The 21767-nt window shown below is 67.0% G+C and carries 26 protein-coding genes; 10 read left to right on the top strand and 16 right to left on the bottom strand.

The window, feature by feature from the left end; translation table 11 throughout:
- Positions 1–32: 32 nt before the first annotated feature.
- Both ACFC4D_RS45170 and ACFC4D_RS45175 read right to left on the bottom strand, forming a co-directional pair.
- Positions 33–599 carry a DUF1990 family protein gene (locus tag ACFC4D_RS45170; protein WP_376072981.1) on the bottom strand — a complete coding sequence of 189 codons (567 nt, stop codon included), beginning with the start codon at positions 597–599 and terminating at the stop codon, positions 33–35.
- Between the two features lie 16 nt (positions 600–615).
- Entirely contained in the window at positions 616–1161 is a 546-nt protein-coding gene (locus tag ACFC4D_RS45175; RefSeq protein ID WP_376072984.1) for a M23 family metallopeptidase, read from the bottom strand.
- Between the two features lie 156 nt (positions 1162–1317).
- Between ACFC4D_RS45175 and ACFC4D_RS45180 the strand changes: the two genes are divergently transcribed.
- From ACFC4D_RS45180 to tsf, 4 genes are all read left to right on the top strand, one after another.
- Positions 1318–1749 carry a YidH family protein gene (locus ACFC4D_RS45180; protein ID WP_375954661.1) on the top strand — a complete coding sequence of 144 codons (432 nt, stop codon included), beginning with the start codon at positions 1318–1320 and terminating at the stop codon, positions 1747–1749.
- A complete protein-coding gene (locus ACFC4D_RS45185; RefSeq protein ID WP_376072987.1) occupies positions 1746–2075 on the top strand; it encodes a DUF202 domain-containing protein in 330 nt (109 codons plus the stop codon). The genes ACFC4D_RS45180 and ACFC4D_RS45185 overlap by 4 nt, the downstream gene beginning before the upstream one ends.
- A 226-nt stretch (positions 2076–2301) precedes the next feature.
- The gene (rpsB, locus tag ACFC4D_RS45190; protein ID WP_364630636.1) at positions 2302–3165 is read left to right on the top strand and encodes a 30S ribosomal protein S2; all 864 of its coding nucleotides are present in this window, start codon (positions 2302–2304) and stop codon (positions 3163–3165) included.
- Between the two features lie 103 nt (positions 3166–3268).
- Positions 3269–4093: a translation elongation factor Ts gene (gene tsf / locus ACFC4D_RS45195; protein WP_364630639.1), complete on the top strand. Its 825-nt coding sequence runs from the start codon at positions 3269–3271 to the stop codon at positions 4091–4093.
- 87 nt (positions 4094–4180) lie between these two features.
- Here the strand turns inward: tsf and ACFC4D_RS45200 are convergent, their stop codons facing one another.
- The 6 genes from ACFC4D_RS45200 to ACFC4D_RS45225 form a co-directional block, all read right to left on the bottom strand.
- Positions 4181–4492, bottom strand: coding sequence for a hypothetical protein (locus ACFC4D_RS45200; RefSeq protein WP_376072990.1), 312 nt, complete (start codon positions 4490–4492; stop codon positions 4181–4183).
- The gene (locus ACFC4D_RS45205; protein WP_376072993.1) at positions 4492–4815 is read right to left on the bottom strand and encodes a hypothetical protein; all 324 of its coding nucleotides are present in this window, start codon (positions 4813–4815) and stop codon (positions 4492–4494) included. Before ACFC4D_RS45205 ends, ACFC4D_RS45200 begins: the two co-directional genes overlap by 1 nt.
- Positions 4816–4855: 40 nt before the next feature.
- Complete coding sequence (locus ACFC4D_RS45210) at positions 4856–5230, bottom strand: hypothetical protein (protein WP_376072996.1); 375 nt, start codon at positions 5228–5230, stop codon at positions 4856–4858.
- 48 nt (positions 5231–5278) lie between these two features.
- Positions 5279–5668: a hypothetical protein gene (locus tag ACFC4D_RS45215; RefSeq protein WP_376072999.1), complete on the bottom strand. Its 390-nt coding sequence runs from the start codon at positions 5666–5668 to the stop codon at positions 5279–5281.
- 77 nt (positions 5669–5745) lie between these two features.
- Positions 5746–6021, bottom strand: a complete 276-nt coding sequence (locus ACFC4D_RS45220) for a hypothetical protein (RefSeq protein ID WP_376073002.1) — start codon at positions 6019–6021, stop codon at positions 5746–5748.
- A 94-nt stretch (positions 6022–6115) separates the two neighbouring features.
- Positions 6116–7000: an NmrA/HSCARG family protein gene (locus ACFC4D_RS45225; protein ID WP_376073005.1), complete on the bottom strand. Its 885-nt coding sequence runs from the start codon at positions 6998–7000 to the stop codon at positions 6116–6118.
- A gap of 123 nt (positions 7001–7123) precedes the next feature.
- Between ACFC4D_RS45225 and ACFC4D_RS45230 the strand changes: the two genes are divergently transcribed.
- The 4 genes from ACFC4D_RS45230 to ACFC4D_RS45245 all read left to right on the top strand — a co-directional run bounded on the left by ACFC4D_RS45230 (position 7124) and on the right by ACFC4D_RS45245 (position 10621).
- Positions 7124–7984 carry a helix-turn-helix transcriptional regulator gene (locus tag ACFC4D_RS45230; protein WP_376073008.1) on the top strand — a complete coding sequence of 287 codons (861 nt, stop codon included), beginning with the start codon at positions 7124–7126 and terminating at the stop codon, positions 7982–7984.
- Between the two features lie 162 nt (positions 7985–8146).
- Positions 8147–8881, top strand: coding sequence for a UMP kinase (gene pyrH / locus ACFC4D_RS45235; protein ID WP_067567919.1), 735 nt, complete (start codon positions 8147–8149; stop codon positions 8879–8881).
- A 37-nt stretch (positions 8882–8918) separates the two neighbouring features.
- Positions 8919–9476 (top strand): ribosome recycling factor, encoded by a 558-nt coding sequence (frr, locus tag ACFC4D_RS45240; RefSeq protein WP_364630657.1) that lies wholly within the window; start codon positions 8919–8921, stop codon positions 9474–9476.
- Positions 9477–9700: 224 nt separating this feature from the next.
- Complete coding sequence (locus ACFC4D_RS45245) at positions 9701–10621, top strand: phosphatidate cytidylyltransferase (protein ID WP_376073048.1); 921 nt, start codon at positions 9701–9703, stop codon at positions 10619–10621.
- 38 nt (positions 10622–10659) lie between these two features.
- On the opposite strand, the gene ACFC4D_RS45250 is transcribed toward ACFC4D_RS45245, so the two are convergent.
- Positions 10660–11085 (bottom strand): TIGR03618 family F420-dependent PPOX class oxidoreductase, encoded by a 426-nt coding sequence (locus ACFC4D_RS45250; RefSeq protein ID WP_376073010.1) that lies wholly within the window; start codon positions 11083–11085, stop codon positions 10660–10662.
- 119 nt (positions 11086–11204) lie between these two features.
- Between ACFC4D_RS45250 and ACFC4D_RS45255 the strand changes: the two genes are divergently transcribed.
- On the top strand, positions 11205–12119 hold the full coding sequence (locus tag ACFC4D_RS45255) for an AraC family transcriptional regulator (RefSeq protein ID WP_376073013.1): 915 nt from the start codon (positions 11205–11207) through the stop codon (positions 12117–12119).
- Between the two features lie 24 nt (positions 12120–12143).
- Here the strand turns inward: ACFC4D_RS45255 and ACFC4D_RS45260 are convergent, their stop codons facing one another.
- Positions 12144–12467: a lipopolysaccharide assembly LapA domain-containing protein gene (locus ACFC4D_RS45260; protein WP_376073016.1), complete on the bottom strand. Its 324-nt coding sequence runs from the start codon at positions 12465–12467 to the stop codon at positions 12144–12146.
- Positions 12468–12642: 175 nt separating this feature from the next.
- On the opposite strand from ACFC4D_RS45260, the gene rlmN reads away from it, so the two are divergent.
- Positions 12643–13755 (top strand): 23S rRNA (adenine(2503)-C(2))-methyltransferase RlmN, encoded by a 1113-nt coding sequence (gene rlmN, locus ACFC4D_RS45265; protein ID WP_364630672.1) that lies wholly within the window; start codon positions 12643–12645, stop codon positions 13753–13755.
- Positions 13756–13759: 4 nt separating this feature from the next.
- Here the strand turns inward: rlmN and ACFC4D_RS45270 are convergent, their stop codons facing one another.
- The 6 genes from ACFC4D_RS45270 to ACFC4D_RS45295 form a co-directional block, all read right to left on the bottom strand.
- Complete coding sequence (locus ACFC4D_RS45270; protein ID WP_376073019.1) at positions 13760–14308, bottom strand: hypothetical protein; 549 nt, start codon at positions 14306–14308, stop codon at positions 13760–13762.
- A 112-nt stretch (positions 14309–14420) separates the two neighbouring features.
- Complete coding sequence (locus ACFC4D_RS45275) at positions 14421–17648, bottom strand: helicase HerA domain-containing protein (RefSeq protein ID WP_376073022.1); 3228 nt, start codon at positions 17646–17648, stop codon at positions 14421–14423.
- Positions 17645–18253 carry a hypothetical protein gene (locus ACFC4D_RS45280; RefSeq protein ID WP_375954634.1) on the bottom strand — a complete coding sequence of 203 codons (609 nt, stop codon included), beginning with the start codon at positions 18251–18253 and terminating at the stop codon, positions 17645–17647. Before ACFC4D_RS45280 ends, ACFC4D_RS45275 begins: the two co-directional genes overlap by 4 nt.
- A gap of 198 nt (positions 18254–18451) precedes the next feature.
- A complete protein-coding gene (locus tag ACFC4D_RS45285; protein WP_376073025.1) occupies positions 18452–19978 on the bottom strand; it encodes an MFS transporter in 1527 nt (508 codons plus the stop codon).
- An 89-nt stretch (positions 19979–20067) separates the two neighbouring features.
- On the bottom strand, positions 20068–21291 hold the full coding sequence (locus tag ACFC4D_RS45290) for an RNA polymerase sigma factor (protein WP_376073051.1): 1224 nt from the start codon (positions 21289–21291) through the stop codon (positions 20068–20070).
- A gap of 113 nt (positions 21292–21404) precedes the next feature.
- Positions 21405–21725 (bottom strand): YciI family protein, encoded by a 321-nt coding sequence (locus ACFC4D_RS45295; RefSeq protein ID WP_375954630.1) that lies wholly within the window; start codon positions 21723–21725, stop codon positions 21405–21407.
- Positions 21726–21767 lie beyond the last annotated feature (42 nt).

Genomic DNA, 21767 nt, shown 5'->3' on the forward strand with positions numbered 1-21767 from the left:
CGCACGGCCCTGGCCAGGCACACCGCCCCGGCTCAGTGCGGCGCGGTGCCCTGCTCCGGTTCGGGCTTGCGCTTGGCGGTCCGGTCACAGGACCTGACCGTCATGATGTAGCGCCAGGCGAACCAGCGCTGAATGAGCCGGACCACCGGCCCGCCCACCCGGACGTACCAGGCACCGGGACGGGAGAACGCCGCGATCACCCCGTACACCGATTCATCGGTCGGGTCGTACTCGATCGCGAACAACTCCTCACCGCTTTCGGGGTGCCCCGGCAGGGTGCCGTAGGCGAAGCCGCGGCGATTCGGCTCGTCAACGACGTACACCACCCGGCAGGGTGCGGTGATTCCCAGCGGGCCGATACCCAATCGCACCGTGAGCTCGGTGCCCGGTTCGGCGGTGGGGGTATCCGCCGCGACGAAAATCCCTGTTCCGCGCTGCATCTCGTATTCGAGGACCTGGCTGGCCGCATGGTTGAACATGGGCCTGCCGGAGCCGATGCGGCGGCGCATTCGGAAGTGGTGATAGCCCTTCGGGAAGTCGCCGGTGGTCGCGCCGACATCGGGATAGGTGAAGGGGATGGTGGCGGGTTCGTGCGGCATGTCCTACATCCTGGCCTCAGTTGGCCTCGAGTGGTTTGAGTCGGATGGGCGTTCGATGAATCAGGCCCAGCGGGTCCAGATAATCACGGGAGCGGCGTGCTCCCCAGTGCAGGCAGGCCGCGACCGGGCAGCCGTCGTGCCCGCGATTCAGTACGCCCACGACCGCGCCGCGATTCACGGTGCGGCCCAATGGGATTGACGGGGTGACGGGTTCGTAGGTGGTGCGCAGTCCACCGGGATGATCGATGGAGACTACCGGTTTCCCGGCGATGATTCCCGCGAACGCGATGGTTCCCCCGCCCGCCGCGAGCACCTGCTGGCCGGGCGTTCCGGCGAGATCCACCCCGCGATGCCCGGGCAGCCAATTCCGCTCGGGTTTGTCGAAGCCGCGCACGACCGCCGGCCGCGGCCGTAGCGGCCAATCGAATTCGCCCGGCGCGGCCCAGCATGACGGTGCGAAGACGAACGGCCCGAGCAGCAGCACGGGCAACCAGCCGAAGGCGATCGGCGTGAGCCGTCGCACCGGGAGCCGGGCGAGAAGGATCGACACGAGCGGGCGCATGGCTTCACTGTGCGCGTCCACGCCCGCTGCCGGACTACCGTGAATGGCGAATGTGGATAGCCCGCGCGATGTGAATACCGCGCGATTGACATGCTCGAAACCGGCTGGACCAGGTGTTTCGAATAGGCCGCCGCGTACGCGAAAAGGAGAACAGGCATGGGCTCCGCCGAGCCGTCCGGAAATTCCGCGAACGCGGATCCGGCCGTGAGCGACCACGATATCGCCGCCAAGGCCCGGATCGAAGAGCTCATCGAGGTCGGCGAAACCGAACTCGACTACCGCTTCACCCTCGCCAACGAACGCACCTTCCTGGCCTGGATGCGCACCGCCCTGGGGCTGCTCGCCGGTGGTGTCGCGGTGCATGAACTGGTGAAACCCTTTCGCCACCACGGTGTCCGCTCCGCCGTCGCGCTGAGCTGCATCGTGCTGGCGGGCATCATCGCGCTCGGTGCGTATGGCCGCTGGCGGCATGTGCAGTCCGCCATGGAGCGCGGTGGCACGATGCCGCGCACGCTCATGGTCCCGATCCTGGCCGCCGGTATCGCGATCATCGCGGTGCTCGCGGGTATCGGCCTGCTGCTGTCGTGACCACTCCCGAGGCGGGTCTGGCCGCCGAGCGCACCGCCCTGGCCTGGCGTCGCACCGCGATCGCGTCGATGGCCAACGCGGTGCTGTTCCTCAAGGCCGCGTTCAGCAGTGATTGGCGTCCGGTGACGGTGGCCGCGTTCTTGGCCACGATCGCATTGCTGGTGGTCACGGCTGTTTGTGTGCGCCGCGGTCAGGTGCTGCATTCGCATCGAAAAGGCGCGTCGGACAGGGGTGATCGCGGTATTGCCGCGGTCGCCGTCGCGGTGGGTGGCGTGGTTGCCGTCGCATTCGTGCTCGCGCTCGAATATGCGATCCTGGAGAAGTAAGTATTGCCAGGTCAGCCCCCTTCTGTTAGGGCCGATTTCGGCCTGGGGTGACGGCACCGTAAACTGATCCAGCGGTTTGCTTGAACGCAATCCGACTTCGCGCGCCCACATCGAGGGTCGTCGGCTGGTCCCCCAGATTTTTCATTGGCGGGTTCCGAGGGCTGTGGGCGCCAGGGCAGAGATCGCCGATTTCTGCGTCAACCAGCAATGAAAGGGTTACGGGGCCATGCCTGTCGTAACAATGAGGCAGCTGCTCGACAGCGGCGCGCACTTCGGACACCAGACCCGTCGGTGGAACCCGAAGATGAAGCGTTTCATCTTCACCGACCGCAACGGCATCTACATCATCGATCTGCAGCAGACGCTGACCTACATCGACAAGGCCTACGAGTTCGTCAAGGAGACTGTCGCCCACGGTGGCACCGTCCTCTTCGTCGGTACCAAGAAGCAGGCCCAGGAGTCGATCGCGGCCGAGGCCACTCGCGTCGGCATGCCCTACGTGAACCAGCGCTGGCTGGGCGGCATGCTCACCAACTTCGGCACCGTGCACAAGCGCCTTCAGCGTATGAAGGAGCTCGAGGCCATGGAGCAGACCGGTGGCTTCGAGGGTCGCACCAAGAAGGAAATCCTCATGCTGACGCGTGAGAAGAACAAGCTCGAGCGCACCCTCGGCGGCATCCGGGACATGGCCAAGGTTCCCTCGGCCATCTGGGTCGTCGACACCAACAAGGAGCACATCGCCGTCGGTGAGGCTCGCAAGCTGAACATCCCGGTCATCGCGATCCTGGACACCAACTGCGATCCCGACCTGGTCGACTACCCGATCCCGGGTAACGACGACGCGATCCGTTCGGCCGCGCTGCTGACCCGCGTTGTGGCTTCCGCCGTCGCCGAGGGCGTGCAGGCTCGTGCCTCGCGTGCCGCCGGTGACTCCAAGCCCGAAGCCGGCGAGCCGCTCGCCGAGTGGGAGCAGGAACTGCTGTCGTCGGCCACCCCGGCCGCCGAGGCTGCCGCTGAGGCCCCCGTCGAGACCGCGGCCGAGGCCGCTGTCGCCGAGGTCCCCCCGGCCACCACCCCGGCTGATTTCTGAGCCGCGTCACACGCAGTTAGTTCACCCTGCCGCCCCTTCCTGTTCGGAAGCGGGCGGCATGGTGTGACAAACCCACAGACTCACACTGAGGAGGCTCGCCGCCATGGCGAACTACACCGCCGCTGACGTGAAGAAGCTTCGCGACCTCACCGGCTCCGGCATGATGGACTGCAAGCGGGCGCTCGAGGAGAACGACGGCGACTTCGATAAGGCCGTCGAGACCCTGCGCATCAAGGGCGCCAAGGACGTCGGCAAGCGCGCTGAGCGCGCCACCGCCGAGGGCCTGGTCACCGCCGCTGACGGCGTGCTGATCGAGATCAATTCCGAGACCGACTTCGTCGCCAAGAACGCGGAGTTCCAGGAACTGGCCAACGCGGTCGTCGCCGCTGCCGCCAAGGCCCGCCCGGCCGACCTGGATGCGCTCAAGGCTGTCGACCTGGGCGGCAAGACCGCCGATCAGGCCGTGCAGGAGCTGGCCGCCAAGATCGGCGAGAAGCTCGAACTGCGTCGCGTCGTCTCCTACGACGGCCCGGTCGCGACCTACCTGCACAAGCGTGCCACCGATCTGCCCCCCGCCGTCGGCGTGCTGGTGCAGTACACCGGTGACAGCGAGGCTGCCGCCGAGGCCGCCCGCGCCGCCGCCATGCAGGTCGCCGCGCTCAAGGCCAAGTACGTGACCCGCGATGAGGTTCCGGCCGAGCTGGTCGAGAAGGAGCGTTCGATCGCCGAGGCGACCGCGCGCGAAGAGGGCAAGCCCGAGGCCGCTCTCCCCAAGATCACCGAAGGTCGCGTCAACGGCTTCTACAAGGACGTCGTCCTGCTGGAGCAGCCGTCGGTCACCGACAACAAGAAGACCGTGAAGCAGCTCCTGGACGAGGCCGGTGCCGTTGTCACCGCCTTCTCCCGCTTCGAGGTCGGCCAGGCCTAACCCGCCTGCCAAACCCCAAAAGGCCCCTCGCCCATCATCTTTCGATGAGCGAGGGGCCTTTTGCCGTCCACGGGGTTCGCCGATTGATCAGCAACCCATGTTGCCGTCTCGGCCGGTGCCCGCATAGCTCCCGGTGGTACTGCAATTGCTGGTGCTGCCGGTCGCCAAGTAGTTGAAAATCAGCGCGGGGAACAAGACGAAGTCCACGACGGTGTTGACCGCGGACGCGTACAGGTTGAACAGCGCCCCCTTGTCATCGCCGCCCTGAACCATCGCGGACCGTGCGCTTCCGGTGGGGATGGGTGCGGTGTCGGCCACGGCCGGTCCCGCAGCCGTGGTCAGTGTCGCGACGATCGCGAGTGCTGCGAAGCCCGCCCGCGCCCGGTGCATGGCGGTCATCATGGTTGATTCGAGAGATGTGCGCAGCCGTTGATACCGCCGCAGATGAGGATCATGAGGATTGTTCCGAATGGTCGCCAGATAGCGGACAGGATCGGAACGTCAGCGGCCGCGGCGCTCATCGAGCTGAGCAGATCGGTGGTGCGCGGGATGGTGACCGAGCCGAGGTTGATGGTTTCGCCCGATGTGTAGATGTTGTCGGCGGTGACCGCCGGCGCGGCGTCCAGCGGCACCTCCGCGACGGCCGACCCCGCGGCGGCCACCAGCGTGGCGGCGACCGCGAGCCCTGCGACCGCGCCTCGGATTCGAATGGTTGAATTCATCTGATCAGCCACCCTGCATTTCGCTTTGGATTGCATAGGATTACGCGCCCTGGTGATTGGTGGCGCAGGTGGTGCAGATGCCCGAGCCCGACAGCAGTGCCGAGAGAATCGGCGGCCAGATCAACTGCACGACAGAACTTCCCGCCGCCTCGGCGCTGAACGAACTGAAGTCGGGCAGGTGATTGGCTTGGGCCCAGCCGCTTTCGGAGTTCAGCAGGGGTCCGAGGAGATTGAACGAGCCGGTGGCCGAGCCCGCACCCGAACCGCTGGGGGCGTCGGCAACCGTGGCCGCGGGTGAGGTGTCGGCGGTTGGGGTGAGTGGGATATCCGCCGAGGCATGGCCCGCGGTCGTTGTCAGGGCCGCCGCGATGGTCAGACCGGCTAGAGCCACCCGGGCCCGATTCTTGGTGTTCATAGGAGCAGGTTAGTGAAGTATTGCTATTTCAAATTGATTTCGCTCGGATCAGGCCGGGGTTCCGGCCGAGGCGGTGGCGCATGCGGTGCCGCCGCTGATCGAGTCCGCGCCGCAGATGACACCGGCCAGGATGTTGAAGATCGGAGTGAGCAGGATTCGAATGCCGGAGCTGCCGCTGGCGGCCGCGCTGAGCGGGCTGACGTCGGGGAGGTTGTTGGCCTGCGCCCAGCCGCTGAAGCTCACCAGTGGGGCGGCGGCGGAGCCCAGCAGTACCGTGACGGGCGTTTCGGCCGGGGTCTCGGCGACGGTCGCGGCCGGTTCGGTGGCGGCGGGTGTGAGGGGGATATCGGCCGCGGCTTGGCCGGCGGTGGCCAGCACCCCGGCGGTGAGCAGCAGGGTTGCGAATCCGGTTCGGGCGGTTCGGGTTTCGATGATCATGCCCCGGGATCTTATTTGAAGCATTGAAGTTTCAATTCGATTGGACCGACCCGATTTCTCGGGGCATGGCTCCGCGGTTATTCGCCGGGGTCGCAGCCGCCCGCCATGCACCCCGCGCTGCCGCTGGCGGCCAGCAGGTTCCAGATGAGGTTTCCGAAGGGGGCCCAGAGCGCTTGGGCGAGTGGGTTCTTCGGGATTTCCGCGCTGAGGGTGGAGGAGCCGGACGGGGAGCCCGAGGGGGTGGATGCGGCGGTGGCGGGTGTCGCGGCGATGGTCAGTGCCGCGACGGCCGCGAGACCGCCGACGAGAGCGCGGGCAGCGATGCCCGCAGGGGTATGAGTCGTGCTGTTCATTGGGCGACGATATTTGAAGTATCTAAATTTCAGATAGATTCGGCGAATTTCGCGAGCATTCGAAGTGCCGCGCGGTGCCGTCGGATGCCGTCCTTCAGATATTCCAGTCGGTGGCGCGCAGCCAGCCGTTCAGGTCGAGCAGTTCCGGATATGCCGCGCGCAGGGCGCCGAGATCGACCGGGGCCTGCGGGTGGGTGTTGAAATGCGCGAACATCTTGGCGACCTGCTCGTCGAAGGCGCGGATCTGCTCGATCGGGATCTGTACCGTGCGCGGGGTCAATCCGGCTGCGCGGCCGAGGATTTCGGCGATCTGCGGCGGTGTCAGGACGTCTCCGGCCAGCACCACGGTGCGGCCGAGGAACTCCTCGGGCCGGTCGAAGGCGATGGCGGCGAAGCGGCCGATATCGTTGATGGCGATGAGCGGCATGGGAATCTCCGGGGCTACCGCGAGGGCCAGCACCAGGTCATCGCCGTCGCGGGTGGGTTTGTTGTAGGTGGCGAAATTGTCCATGAACAGCACCGGGCGCAGGATCGTCGCGGGCAGTGCGAGTTCGCGAATCCGCTCCTCGATGCGTTCCTTGGACCGGTAGTACTCGATACCGGAGTCGGTGCCCGCCCCGCTGAGCGAGCTGTATACCAGGTGCTCGATGCCGAGTTCGCCGGCCAATTCGGCGATGCGCCGCCCGCGCCGCTCCTCATCCGCGACGGCGGCGAGGCTGATGTTCACCCCGGACATCATGGTCAGCATGAGGAAGACCCCGTGCGTGCCGTCCATGGCCTTGCGCAGTGAATCCTCGTCGTCGAGGTCGCCCACCATCAGTTCCGCGCCCGCCGCGCGCAGTGCGACGGCCTTGGGCGCTTCCGGATCGCGGACGAAAGCCCTTACCGGCCAACCCCGTTCGAGTAGCGCGGTGGCGGTGGCCCCGCCCTGGCGGCCGGTGGCTCCGATGACCAGAATCGGTGCGGTGTGCGCGGTCATTGTGTACTCCCTTGAGTCCCTGCGGATTTCGTTCTCCCGTTGGTAATGACGCTACGAAGTCGGGCACGGTGCTGTCCTGGTAGCGATACTGCTACCCAGAGCACGGTGCGAGGGGGAGTCGAAGTGGTAAGTGGCAGAAGCGGCCCCGGTTCGGCCCGCCGGTCGCAATTGGCCGAGTTCCTGCGGGCGCAGCGCGCACAGTTGCAGCCCGCCGATGTCGGGCTGCTGCCTTACGGCGAGCCCGCGCGGCGGCGGACGCCGGGATTGCGGCGTGAGGAGGTGGCCGAACTCTCCGGGGTGGGTCTGACCTGGTACACCTGGCTCGAACAGGGCCGCGATGTGGCCGCCAGCCGCCAGGTGATCGACGCGCTGGCGCGCACCCTGCGCCTGAACGCCGATCAGCACCGCCACCTGCGCTTTCTGGCCGGTTTCTCGGAACCGGAGGAGCTACCCGCGCACGGGGACAGCGCGCGAATGCAACGACTGGTCGACGCCGTGCTGCCCAATCCGGCCTCGGTGTACGACGGCGGCTTCGACTATCTGGTCTGGAACAGCGCCTATGTGCGGCTGCGTCATGATCCGCTGGATACGCCGGTCGAGCGCCGCAATCTGCTGTGGATGATGTTCACCGACAACGACAATCGCGCGCGCATGCCCGGCTGGGAGGGGGCCGCGCGGGCGGTGCTGAGTCAATTGCGCGCTGCCATGGGCCGTCGTCCGGAGGATCCCCGGCTGACCGAATTGGTGGCCGGATTGCGAACGGAGAGTCCGGAATTCCGGAGCTGGTGGGCGGAGTATCCGGTGCGGCGTTTCCGGCCCGCCACCATTTCGATCGCCCATCCCGGCGTGGGCCCGATCGAGCTGGAATTGTTCCAATCGCGCCCGGTGGACGATCCGGAATTGCTGCTGGTCGTGCAGATTCCCGCCACCGAAACGGCCGCGGCGCGGCTCGCCGAGCTGATGCGTGCTCCCGAAACGGGGTAGGCGGTACAGAATTTCTTACGCTGTGCGAGGGTCGCCTCACCCGCGCCCGGGCGCGTGAGGCAGGATATATGGAGCTTGCCACCGTCCCCGCATGATGCGCTGTGCCGGGATGGTCTTTTTCATGTGCGTGGCTACGCATCACCGCGAAGGACAAGGAGACCGATGACGGACCCGGATACGGCCCCCGACCGCAAGGGCTATCGCCGAGTGCTCCTGAAGCTGGGTGGCGAGATGTTCGGTGGAGGCAAGGTCGGTCTCGATCCCGATGTGGTGCAGGCGGTTGCGGAGCAGATCGCGGAGGTCGTCGAGGACGGCGTCCAGGTCGCGGTGGTCATCGGCGGCGGTAATTTCTTCCGCGGCGCCGAACTCGAGGAGCGCGGTATGGAACGCGCCCGCTCGGATTACATGGGCATGCTCGGCACCGTGATGAACAGCCTTGCGCTGCAAGACTTTCTGCAGAAGCAGGGGATCGACACCCGGGTGCAGACCGCCATCACCATGGGTCAGGTCGCCGAACCGTATCTCCCGTTGCGCGCCAAGCGGCATCTGGAGAAGGGCCGCGTGGTGATCTTCGGCGCGGGTATGGGCATGCCGTATTTCTCCACCGACACCACCGCGGCCCAGCGTGCGCTGGAGATCGGCGCGGAGGTGGTGTTGATGGCCAAGGCGGTCGACGGTGTCTTCAACGCCGATCCGCGCGAGGATCCCAATGCCACCATGTTCACCGAGATCACCCATAAAGAGGTGCTCGAACAGGGCCTGAAGGTGGCCGACGCCACCGCGTTCAGCCTGTGTATGGACAACCAGATGCCGATGCTGGTGTTCAATTTGTTGACGAAGGGCAATATCGCCCGCGCGGTCGCCGGTGAGAAGATCGGCACGCTGGTCCGTTCGTGACCGCCAGAAGAACGAATGACGCTGTGGAGGAAACGCCGTGATTGAAGAAGCGCTCTTCGACGCCGAGGAAAAGATGGAGAAGGCCGTCTCGGTGGCGAAGGACGACCTGGGTTCCATTCGGACCGGTCGCGCGAATCCGGGCATGTTCTCCCGGATCGTTATCGACTACTACGGGTCGCCCACGCCCATCACCCAGGTCGCCAGCATCAGCTCGCCCGAGCCGCGCATGCTGATCATCAAGCCCTATGAGCAGGCGCTGCTCAAGGAGATCGAGACGGCGATCCGCAATTCGGATCTGGGTGTGAACCCGACCAACAATGGCGACATCATTCGCGTGCAGGTTCCGCAGCTCACCGAGGAGCGGCGCCGTGAAATGGTGAAGCAGGCCAAGTCCAAGGGTGAGGACGCCAAGGTCGCGATCCGCAATGTGCGGCGCAAGACGATGGACGAGCTGGGTCGTATCCAGAAGGATGGCGAGGCCGGTGAGGACGAGGTCGGTCGCGCCGAGAAGGATCTGGACAAGACCACCGCGAAGTACGTCGGCAGTGTCGACGAGCTGGTGAAGCACAAGGAAGCCGAACTGCTGGAGGTCTAGCGGTTCTGGGCGCGGGCGCTTGGAGTCCGGGCACGGCTGCTCGATATCTGGGAACGGACGACCGGCGGTGTCGGCCGGGGGTAGGGACGAACGGACGACAAGTGAGCGACAGGACAATCGTGGCCGAAGAAACTGCCGCCACCGGTGAGGTGACGCCGCCCGGCGAGGGAACCGCGGGATCGGCGCCCGCGCCGGTGCCGGGGTCCGAGTCGAGTGCGGCGGGGATCGCGGCCGCGGGCTCTGCCGCGGCCGGTTCGCCGGCGGCGGGGGAGCAGGCCGCCGCGGCGGCGTCCGGGGTTTCGCAGCCCGAGGGTGCGGCGGCGCCCGCGTCCAAGGCGGGCCGCAATCTGCCCGCCGCGCTGGGTGTCGGTTTCGGTTTGGGCCTATCGCTCATCGCGATTCTGTTGTTCGCGCCCAAGGTGCTGATCGGCGTGATCGCCGCGGCCGTCGCGGTGGCGACCTGGGAGGTGGCCAAGCGGCTGCGCGAGGCCGATGTGCTGGTGCCGCGCATTCCGCTGCTGGCGGGTGGTCAGGCGATCATCTGGCTGGCCTGGCCGTTCGGCCCGCAGGGTGTGCTCGGTGCGTTCGGCGCGACCGCGCTGACGGTGATGGTGTGGCGGCTGTTCGACCACGGTTTGCGCGCCACCCCGCGAAACTATCTGCGCGACAGCGCGATCGGTATTTTCACGCTGTCCTGGATTCCGCTGCTGGCCGCGTTCGCGGTGCTCATGCTGCTGGAGGACGACGGCAATCTGCGGGTGCTGACCTTCATGATCCTGGTGGTCTGCTCCGATGTCGGCGGCTATATCGCCGGTGTGCTGTTCGGTAAGCATCCGATGGTTCCGCACATCAGCCCGAAGAAGTCCTGGGAGGGCTTCGGCGGTTCGCTGGTCTTCTGCGTCATCGGCGGTCTGCTGACGGTAACCCTGCTGCTGCAAGCCAATTCGATGATCGGCGTACTGCTGGGCGTGGCCCTGGTGCTGGTCGCGACCAGCGGCGATCTGATCGAATCCCAGGTCAAGCGCGAACTCGGCATCAAGGATATGGGCACCCTGCTGCCCGGTCACGGCGGCATCATGGATCGCCTGGATTCCATGCTGCCGTCCGCGTTCGTGGCCTGGCTGGTGCTGACCGCGCTGCTCTGATTCGAAGTCCCGCATCGGTTTTCACCGGAGGGCGAGGGTCACCCGACATCCAATGCGGTGCCGTATAGCCGGGTGACCCGGAGCTTGATCACCACGCGGCCCTCGGCGGCTTGTTCGCGCAGGAATGTCTCCGGATCGTCCTGGTGACCCGCGGCGGCAAGGAGTTCGGCCGGGGAGTCCGATACCTCAGCATCGCCCTCGGCGACCGCGAAGGACCAGACGGTCGGCCCGTTCACATGCAGCGCGATATGCGGATTGTTCCGCACCTGTTTGGCTTTGAGCCGGTCCGCGGTGGTGGAGATCCGAATGACGCGTGCGGACGGATCCCAGCTGTACAGCACCGTCGACATGGCCGGGTGCCCGGAGCGTTTCACCGTCGCCAGTACGCCGAACTGCTGGGCGGCCAGTATTTCGGCCAGTTCGGCATCGGTCAGCGTGCGCGGGGCGGGACCCTTGTTGCTCATGAAATGTCCTGTCTGAGTGCGGATTCGATAGAACCCACTGTATGAGCGCCCGCGCAGACGATAAATCATCGTGAATCTCGCGGTGATGTCCAATCGTCTTGCCGCATAGTCTTCTCGATATGGATGTTCTGAGTGCGGCGCTGGCGACCGCACGCACCGGCAGTCCCGCCTCCGGCCTGTTCGTGCGGCATGCGCCGTGGGGCCGGGCGTATCCGCGTATCGAGAGTGCCGGATTCCATATCGTGTTGCAGGGCTCGTGCTGGCTGACCAGGTCCGATACCGATCCCATCGCGCTCGGGGCGGGCGATGTGGTGTTCATGCCGCGCGGTATCGCGCATGAGCTGGTCGATCAGCCCGGCGCGGCGATCACCGAGACCGCCGGACCGGCCGATATCCGTTTCATCGATGGTCCCGGTCCGGTCGCGACGCTGCTGTGCGGCTCCTACCAATTGGCCGCGGATCGCACGCATCCGCTGCTCGCCGAGCTTCCGGAGGTGGTGCACATTCCGGCGCGCCTGGGCAGTCATGCCGCATTGCGCGCCGCGGTGGAGTTGCTCGCCGATGAGCTGCATTCCCCGCGCCCGGGCGGCGATGCCGCGATCCCGCCGCTGCTGGAGTTGCTGCTGCTCTATCTGCTGCGCGCCTGGTTCGCCGATGCGCCGCATGAAATGTCCGGGTGGGCAGCGGCTTTCGCCGATCCGGGCATTTCGGCGGCGCTGCGCGATATGCATGAGAATCCGGCGCACGGCTGGACGGTGGAGTCGCTGGGGGAGCGGGCCGGGCTCAGTCGCGCGGCCTTCGCCAAGCGGTTCACCGCCCTGGTCGGGGAGCCGCCGCTGGCCTATCTCACGCGCTGGCGCATGATCACCGCCGCGCGGCTGCTGCGTGAGACCGATGCCCCGCTCGCGGGTGTCGCGCGGCGCACCGGGTACGGCTCGGAGTACGCGTTCGGCAAGGCGTTCAAACGCGAATACGGTACTGCCCCCGGGCAATACCGCAGGACCGCCGACGACCTGCTGCGCGCGGGTGTCTGACGGTCTGCGGGTTCGCCGGTCGCGCTAGCTGTTCTTCTTGGTGGCGCGGCGCAGCTGCAGGATGCGGTAGCCGCCGACGAGCGCGGTGCCCAGCGCTCCGGCCACGACCGACAGCAGCACCAGGACGCCGATGGGCAGGTTCCAGTTCCAGGTGAACAGGGTGACGTGGGCCTGTTCGAGGTTCTGCAGGATGAAGATCAGTACGACGATGCCGAGCAATGCGGCGATGACGAGGCCGACCCAGGCGTAACCGGCGCGGGTCTTGAGGACGCGCTGGCCGTCGTTCGTGCTCTTGCCGCTGCTCGGGGTCGGTTCCGACCCAGCGGTCGGTACGGCGTCGGTGGTCATTGCTAGATCATTGCCGATTGCTATGACCGGTGCACGTATATCGCCACTAATCTGCCGTATGTCGTTTTCGCACGTTGTTAGCTGGAACACTGTCGCGGAGCTCACGCCGAATGTGATGAGCGCATCCCACCCCGCACGCCCGGAACGACGGTTCGGATGGAACACTGGAAGGGTTATGACTTCGATCCCCGTGCCCCTCGTGTTCGACGCCCCCCGCCGTGGCCTGCCGCCCCGGCATCTCGCCGATCTCGACGCACAGGAACGCAAGGCTGTGGTCGAGGAACTCGGCCTCCCCAAATTCCGCGCCGATCAGATCGCGCGCCAGTACTACGGCCGCCTCGTCGCCGATCCGGAAAAGATGACCGACCTGCCGGAAGCCATGCGCGCCAAGGTCGGCGAGGCGCTTTTCCCCACCCTGCTCACCGAGGTCCGCCATATCGAGTGCGATGACGGCACCACCCGCAAATCGCTGTGGAAGGCCAATGACGGCACGCTCCTGGAGAGCGTCCTCATGCGCTACACCGACCGCAACACCCTGTGCATCTCCAGCCAGGCGGGCTGCGGTATGGCGTGCCCGTTCTGCGCGACCGGTCAGGCGGGCCTGACCCGCAACCTGTCCACCGCCGAAATCGTCGACCAGGTCCGTGCCGCCGCGGCCGCGCTGCGCGACGGCGAGGTGGCCGGTGGCCCCGGCCGCCTGTCCAACATCGTCTTCATGGGTATGGGCGAACCCCTCGCCAATTACAAGCGCGTGGTGAACGCGGTGCGCCGCATCACCTCCCCGTCGCCCGACGGTCTCGGCATCTCGCAGCGCAATGTGGTGGTTTCCACCGTCGGCCTGGCCCCCGCCATCCGCAAACTGGCCGACGAAGACCTCTCGGTGACCCTGGCCGTCTCCCTGCACACCCCGGACGACGAACTCCGAGACACGCTGGTACCGGTCAACAATCGCTGGCCCGTCGCCGAAGTCCTCGACGCCGCAAGGTATTACGCCGACAAGTCAGGCCGCCGAGTCTCCATCGAATACGCCTTGATCCGCGATATCAACGACCAACCCTGGCGCGCCGACATGCTCGGCAAGAAGCTGCACAAGGCTCTCGGCTCCCGAGTCCACGTCAACCTCATCCCGTTGAACCCGACCCCGGGCAGCAAATGGGACGCCTCCCCGAAGCCCGTCGAACGAGAATTCGTCCGCCGCGTCAACGAACAGGGCGTCCCCTGCACCGTCCGCGACACCCGCGGCCAGGAAATCGCCGCCGCCTGCGGCCAGCTGGCCGCCGAGGGCTGATCGCCTACTTGGCCAGGGCTTTACCACCGTTCGGCGCGACAGCGAACCAGGTGTTGCCTACGCCTTGGCCGTTGAGGTCGCCGGGGTTCTTGTCCTTGGAGAAGTAGTAGATGGGCCAGCCGCCGATGGTGATCTGGCAGGTGCCGTCGGGGCGTTCGATGAAACCGGTTGTGGCCGGGTCGATTCCGTCTACGTAGAGGGACTGGCCGCGGCTCACCAGCAGGGGTGGCCAGGTGGTGGCGCAGTCGCCTGTGCAGTTCGACTTCGACGGGTTGGCGGTGTCCTTGTCGAAGCGGTAGAGGGAGCGGTTCAGGTTATCCGTCACGCGGGGGCCGACTTTGGGGTCGGTGACGACCTTCAGTTGGACGGCGTTGACGCCCTGGGGAGCTGTGCCCGCGTAGATGTTCAGCCAGCCTTGGGTTTTCGCCGGGGACTGGGCCGTTGCCGACGGGGTGGCGGGAGCGGCGGTGGCGGCGGGGCTGGTCGAGAGTGAGACGACCGCTGCCGCCGCGATGGCGACGGCGGTGGTGAGTACGGCTTTGACGCTGGGCATGGATCCTCCGGACTGGCTTTCGTGGGCAGCGCAGCCAAGTGTGGTGCGCGAACAGCGGAAGATCTGTTCGCGCACCGACATTCGTTGTGTCAGCGTGCCGACACAACGGGGATCAGTGACCGCGAGCCCGGCGCAGCACCTCCTCTTCGGTGAGGGCGCTGGAGGGGTGATGGCTCAGGGACATGGGGACGGTGATCTTGGCGAAGCCGAGGCCCTCGGTCGCACCGTAGAAGCGGCCCGCCGACAGGCGTGAGATGTCGTCCACCTGACCGCCTTTCGCGCGGGCGAGGTCTTTCGCCGCCTGAATCTGCACCGAGGCGTTGAGCAGGCCGTAGAACTGGGTGGCGGCATTGCCGGTGACCATATTGCTCAGCCCTTTGGGGGCCTGGGTGGCGTAGACCATGCCCAGACCGTATTTGCGCGCCTGGGCGGCCAATTGGATGGTGCTTTGCGACGACACGGTGCGGCCGATCGCGGGGACGAAGGTCTGCGCCTCGTCCAGCACCAGGAGGCCGCCCAATGGCCTGTCCCCGGCGGGATTTCGCTTGATCCACGCGAACAGCGCCAGTTCGAGTTGGTTCACGAAGGTCTGGCGCTGCTGTTCGGTCGGCAACCCGATACAGCTGATCACCGAGATGCGCGCGCGTTTTCCCGGGGCAGGAGTGAGCAGTGCCCCCGGATCGAGGCGTTCGCCCGCGCCGCCGAACACCGGATCGTTGATCATGGCGGCATTGAGTTCATCGGCCATATCCGCGGCCAGACGACTCGCATTGCGGATCGTGCTGACATCGGACGGCAGATTGCCGAGCAGGGTGATGAACGCGCCGAGTTCACCACCGCCCTCGCGGGCGAAATGTGCCAGCGATTCGGTGAGAACCGCTGTGCCGGTGCGGAGTTTCTGGGTGGTCAGGCCGGTGCGCGGAACCAGGCTCGCCACCGAGGCGTCGATCGAGAGCCGGAATTCGTCCGGATCGTCGAGCACGCCGCTGAAATCGGGCAGGGGGTTCAGCGCGATCGGGCGGCCCGCCTCGCGGCGCGGTGTCCAGACGATCACCTCGGTCTCGGCCAAATAGCGTTGCGCGCGTTCGGGATCGCGCGGACCCCAGCCGTCCGGCGGGGACGGCCACGGATCGCCGAGCCGAGCCAGATCATTGTTGGTATCGATCAGAATGGACGACACCCCTTGCAGCGCCGCCTCTTCCACCAGCCGCCGCAGCAGTACCGTCTTCCCCGAGCCACTACCCGCGAAAACCGCCGTGTGCTTGCGCAATTGGATGAGCGGAATACGGAAGGGCGCACCGTTCTCGATACTGCGGCCGAGCTGGATCGCGGGCGCGCCCATACCGTCGTCGTGGGCAATACGGCGGGTGGGCGCGTCGGCGGCGGGCGCACGGCGTTCCCATCCCGCCGCATCGGATTCCGTAACGATCGGACCGGCGAACGTGGCCGCCACCGCACGGTCACCGCTTCCCGGATACGGCGCCCGCACCGGAGAATCCGGTGCGACGGTGATATCCGGTGCGACGAGCGCCGAGGTCTGCTGTGTCGCAGGAACTTCGGCGCGGGCGGCGGGGAGCGCCCGCCGCAGCAGTTCCGATCCGCTCGCGGGGCGGCGCGCTTCCAGCCAGCCGAGGAATCCCTGGCCGCCGTCGGCGTGCATGCCCCGCAGCGCCGCGAACGTGCGTAGATCCTCTTCCCCGATTGGCAGCGTAATCCCTTGCGCGGCTTCGAATTCGGCTATCGCGGTCTTGGTGACCGGCCCGGGCGAGAAGGTCGTATTGCGCAGGATCACCAGGTGTCGTTTGGTAGCACCGGGATGAATCCCGGCTTCCAGGCAGGCCGAGCGCAACCGGGTGAGCACCGCCCTGGGATGGCCGTGCGCGATGGCGCGGAAACTCCAGTGCTCCTCATCCTCGGTGGCCTCGTCGAGGGTGCGGCGCAGCCGGGCGTGCAGGGATTGCTGCACGATGGTGGGCGGGTCGACGCTCAGCTCGCGCCCGGCCTCGCCCTGTTCCAGGACGTAGCAGGCCAATGCCGCGTTGAGCAGCGAGAACATCTGGTCGTCTTCGTATTTCGGATTCAGCGGCGCGCTCACATCGGCGGCCGCGCGCAGCTCCGCGAAGCGGCGGTCCAGGGCGTCGAGTTCGGTGGCCGCGGGGATGATCCGGGTGCTCACGCGTTCGGTCGCCGGTTTCCCGAAATGCTGGAGTTCGATGACCGTGTTCTCGGCCAGGCATAGTCGGACATGTTCCTCGACCTGCTGGAGCAGTCGGCGCGGCGTGAAATCGGCGACCACCGGATCGTCGAAGGCGGCGGGCACGACCGGCCAGGTCGGATACGGCGGCTCGAATCCGCTCTCCCCGTACAGGTTTCCCAGATGCCGTTCGATAATGGCGGTCGCCACCGCGGCCGACGGCATGGCGGTGGAGAGTTCGACCACGGTGAATCGATCGGCGGCCGAGTTCACCGCGCGTGTGGTGATCAGCTCCCATGACTTGGGCAGGCAGGCGGCGACGATGAGGGTGCGGGTGGTCTCCTCGCGCATGCGCATGAGCCCGTCGGCGAGCCGGTTCACCAGCTCATCCCCGTCGGCCTGCCCGGATTGCGCTATGACACTGTCGATTTGGTCGATGGCGAGCACGACGGGCCCGGTCAGCGCGAACAGCCGCGAGATATCACCGAAGACCAACTGCGGTAGCCGATTGCGCCGCCGGAAACCCCACGCCAGCTGATCCGCCGGATCGACGCCATCGTCGAAGGTGAGAAATGTGTGCCCGATATCGCGCAGTTCGCGTTTGCCTTGGAAGAGCACCAGCGCGCGCAAGGTGTCCTCGCACTGCACCGCCACCTGCGCGTCCAATTCCGTTACGCGCTCCAGGAATTCGTCGAGATCGGCGCGGCCGATCGCCATGGTGCCGCGCAACCGCATGCGCAGTTCGGTACCGCACCCGGTGAGTTCGGCGAGTGCGCCGAGCATGCGGCCGAGCTGCCCGCCGTCGGACCCCAGCAGCTGTGACACCACCCCGTGCACCGCGCCCGACCAGAATGACTGCCCGTCAATCAGTTTGGGCATGAAGAAGGCCCCGCCCCGCTGCTGCACATGCTGTCGCAGCCAGCCGAGCATATGCGTCTTGCCGACCCCGCGTTCCCCGCTGACCACCAGTCCGGTCGGCGTACTGCGCGGCCGGTTCGCCGCCGCAAGCACCGCCCGCTCGATCTGCGCGACCGCGCGCGGATGCAGCCCGTCGACGTGATAGTTCAGTGGACTCCACACCTCATCGGGTCCGAGCACACTGCCGAATTGCACCGAGGCCAGCGCATACTGCTGTTCCTCGTTCACCGCGCGGCCTCGATGGTGAGCAGATGTCGCGCCGTCCCGCCGAGTACGATCGCCGCGTCCCGATCCCGTTCGGTCAGCGTCTGCTGATCCGCCTCGGCCCGCACATGCACGTCATCGCGCCGAGCCAGCGATTCCAGCGCCCGGTCCACCTCACCCCGGGACAGCTCACCGAGCTGCTCACGCAGCACCGCGAGCCGGACTGCCGAACCACCGCCGCGCGCCAGCTCCGCGTACGCCGCCTCCACCTGTCCCGCGATATCGGGCTGGAAGAGATCGGCGAGCGCCTGCCCGCTGTCGTCGAGATGCCGTCGCAGCCCGCCCAATACGGCATACAGCGCACCCCCGGCGGCCCCCGCCCGGCTCGGCCGCGCCGCGCCCAGCTCCGCCCGGCACCACACCGCGCCGCCATCGGTCAGCTCGTGCACGTAGGCCCGCCGCACCATGGTGCTGGCCACCAAACCGAGTTCATTGAGCCGCCTGCGGTTCTTGCCGTCGAGCTTGATCCCCGCGATGGCGAACAGCTCACCATTGGTCAGCTCCCGCGCCTCGGCCATCAGCACGAGCAGTACGCACCGCTCACCCAACGTCAATCGGTCATCGGCCACGTCAGTCCCTCACCCTTCGATCCTCGGTAAATCCGCCCGAGCGCGACGACGGCAACATCGCCCACCCCCGGGCGATTTCACTGTAGCTATCGCCGAGTGAGCCACCCCCGATTCCCGAAATATTCCGTCCGGTCCTGTGCCACAAAGAGTTTGAGACATCGGGCGGTACACATCGGCGGTGTCGGCAACGGTGGAGAGCTACTTGCCGGTAGGTGGAGCCTGCCGGAGTTCCGCTATCGCCAGCACGGCCAAGGCGGCGAACATGATCGCGCCGATGATGGTGACGGTGTGCAGGCCGGAGGTGAAAGCGGTGCGGGCGGAGTCGAGTAGGTCGTCGCGGACGGTCGGTGGGAGCTGATGTGCCGCGGCGAATGCGCCCGTGACGGATTCGCGGGCTTGGTCGGCGGCGGGGGAGGGGATCGTGGCGGGGAGGTGGAGGGTGGTGCGGTAGACGGCGGTGCCGATGCTGCCGAGCAGGGCGACGCCCGCGGCTACGCCGAATTGGCCGCCCGCTTCGGCGGTGGCGGCGGCCGCGCCCGCGATCTCGGGTGGGGCGGCGCGCAGGATGAGGTCGTAGCCGAGGGACATGCCGGGGCCGATACCGGCCATGGCTATGGCGAAGCCGATTATCAGTGGGGGAAGGCCGGTTTCGGCGGTAGTGAAGGTGGTCAGGGTGTAGCCGAGGGCTCCGATGGCCAGCCCGGTGGCGGTGATGTAGGCGGGCCGCAGAGTGCGGGCCAGGGCGGGGCCGAGGGCGATGGTGACCAGCATGGCCAGGGCGGGTGGGACCATCCAGAGCCCGGCGCGCAGGGTGGAATAGCCCAGCACGGTCTGCAGATAGAGATTGATCATGAGGATGCTGCCACCCTGGACCGCGCCCGCCAGCAGGCTGAGGGTGAACGCGCCGCGGAAGACGCGTTTGGTGAACAGGCGCAATTCCAGTAGCGGCCGCCGAATTCTGCTCTGACGCAACAGGAATAGAGCGACGACGAGCACACCGCCGATGAGGGCGATCCAGGCCCCTGGCTGCGCGGCATCGCGGGACAGTTCGGTGATGCCGTAGACGACGGGCAGAATTCCGGCCAATGACAGTGCGACACTGAGGATATCGAGCCGAGCGGCGGCGGGGTCACGATATTCGGGCAGCAGCATCGGCCCCGCGATGAGCAGTAGCAGCATGACCGGCACGGCGAGCAGGAATACCGAACCCCACCAGAAATGTGCCAGCAGTACACCTCCCGCGATCGGCCCGATTATCGCGCCACCCATGAAACAGCCGGTGAAGGCGGCGACGGCGGTCGCTCGCTGTTTCGGATCGCCGAACATGGTGCCGATCAACGCCAGACCCGAGGGTGCCAGGGTCGCGCCCGCGATACCGAGCAGCGCCCGGGCGGCGATCAGCATCGCCGGACTGTCCGAGTACGCCGCCAGTATCGAGCACACGCCGAAAGCCCCCGCGCCGCAGAGCAAGAGCCGTCGGCGGCCGACGCGATCGCCGAGCGTGCCCATGGTGAGCAGGAATCCGGCGATCATGAAGCCGTAGATGTCCAGGATCCAGAGTTGTTCGGTGCTGCTGGGCGTCAGATCCGCCGCCAGGTTCGGCAGGGCCAGATTCAATACGCTGAAGTCGACCGAGATCAGCAGAATGGGCAGGGCCAGCACCGCGAGGCCGAGCCATTCGCGGCGGCCCGCGCGCGCCGTCGCGGGTCTATCGGTGATGTCCACGGGAATCCTTTCGAACGGTTCTGCCGAACCGACGAACGGGACCGCCCCGAATGGACCGGACCAGCGCTACCGCCGACAAACAGCACGGTTCAGGACATTTCGTCGAGCCGCCGCCCGAGATAGCGGCGCTCGGCCTCGGACACCACCAGCTCCAGCGCCGCCCGATAGCAGGTGGCCGCCTCCTCGAACCGACCGAGTCGGCGCAGCAGATCCGCCTTCGTCGCGGACAGCAGATGCGTGCCGTTGAGCGTCGCGTCCGCCTCCAGCTCGCCGAGCTGTGCGAGACCGACCTCCGGTCCCTCCGACATCGCCACCGCGACAACATGATTCAGCCGCACGACGGGGGAGGGCACCAGCTTCAGCAGATGCTCGTAGAGCCCGGCGATCTGCGCCCAATCCGTCGCCGCGGCGGTGGGCGCGTGCACATGGCAGGCCGCGATCGCCGCCTGCAACCGATACGGCCCGATCCGCCCGCGCGCCATGGCGGCATCGAGAATCGCTGTGCCCTCGTCGATTCGGGCACGATCCCAGCGCGCGCGGTCCTGATATTCGAGCGTCACCAGTTCGCCGTCGGCAGCCACCCGCGTCGCCCGCCGGGCATCGTGCAGCAGCATCAACGCCAGCAGCCCCTGCACCTCGGGCTCATCGGGCATCAACTCCACCAGCAGCCGTTGTAGCCGAATGGCCTCCGCACACAACCCTTCCCGGATCATCTCGCTTCCGGTGGTGGCGGAATAGCCCTCGTTGAAGATCAGATACAGCACCCCCAGCACCGCGACGGTCCGCTCCGGCAGCAGATGCGCGGGCGGCACCCGATACGGAATCCCGGCATTCTTGATCTTCGCCTTGGCGCGCACCAGCCGTTTGGCCAGCGTCGCCTCCGGCACCAGGAAGGCCCGCGCGATCTGCGCGGTGCTCAACCCCGCCAGCGTCCGCAGGGTCAGCGCGATCTGCGATTCGAACGCCAGCGCCGGATGACAGCAGGTGAAGATGAGCCGCAGCCGATCATCGCGAATCTCCTGCGCCTCGCCGCCGACCTCGCCGTGCGCCGTCAATACGGCCAACTCCCGTAATTTCGCCGCCCCCAACGTATTCCGCCGCAGCCTGTCGACGGCGTGATTGCGTGCCGCCGTGGTGAGCCAGGCCCCCGGCTTATCCGGCACCCCGTCGCGCGGCCACACCCGCAGGGCCGCCGCGAACGCCTCCTGCGCCGCCTCCTCGGCCAGATCCCACTCCCCGGTCACCCGGATCAAGGTGGCGACCACATGCCCCCATTCATCCCGAAAGGCGGCGACGATGGCGTCATCGACCACCCCGGCGCGATCGGCCACACTGCCGTTTCCGGTGTCGCGTACCCCCGCAACGCCTTTCACCTTCGCGCGGTCGCTGGAATCGCCGGGCCCGTTCATCGCACCCGCCCCGCGGCTCATTGCGTCAGTAGCGGCCGGATCTCGATCGCGCCGAGTGCCGCCGCGGGATGTTTCGACACCACCTCGATCGCCTCGTCCAGATCGGCGCAGTCGATGAGCGCGGCCCCGCCGATCTGATCCTTGGTCTCGGCGAACGGCCCGTCCGAGAGCAGCACCTGCTCCCCGCGCACCCGAATCGTGGTGGCATCGCTGGTCGGGCACAGTCCGGTGAGATCGCGCAGGACCCCGCGCGCGGTCATCTCCCGAACCCAGGCCGCACAGCCCGGCACCTCGCTCACCTCGGTTTCGTCGGTGGCGATCATCAGCAGATATTTCATCGCTCCTCCTACGGCGTCGACTCGGGCCATATCGATACGACG

This window comes from Nocardia sp. NPDC056000 (genome assembly GCF_042269265.1).
Lineage (GTDB): Bacteria > Actinomycetota > Actinomycetes > Mycobacteriales > Mycobacteriaceae > Nocardia.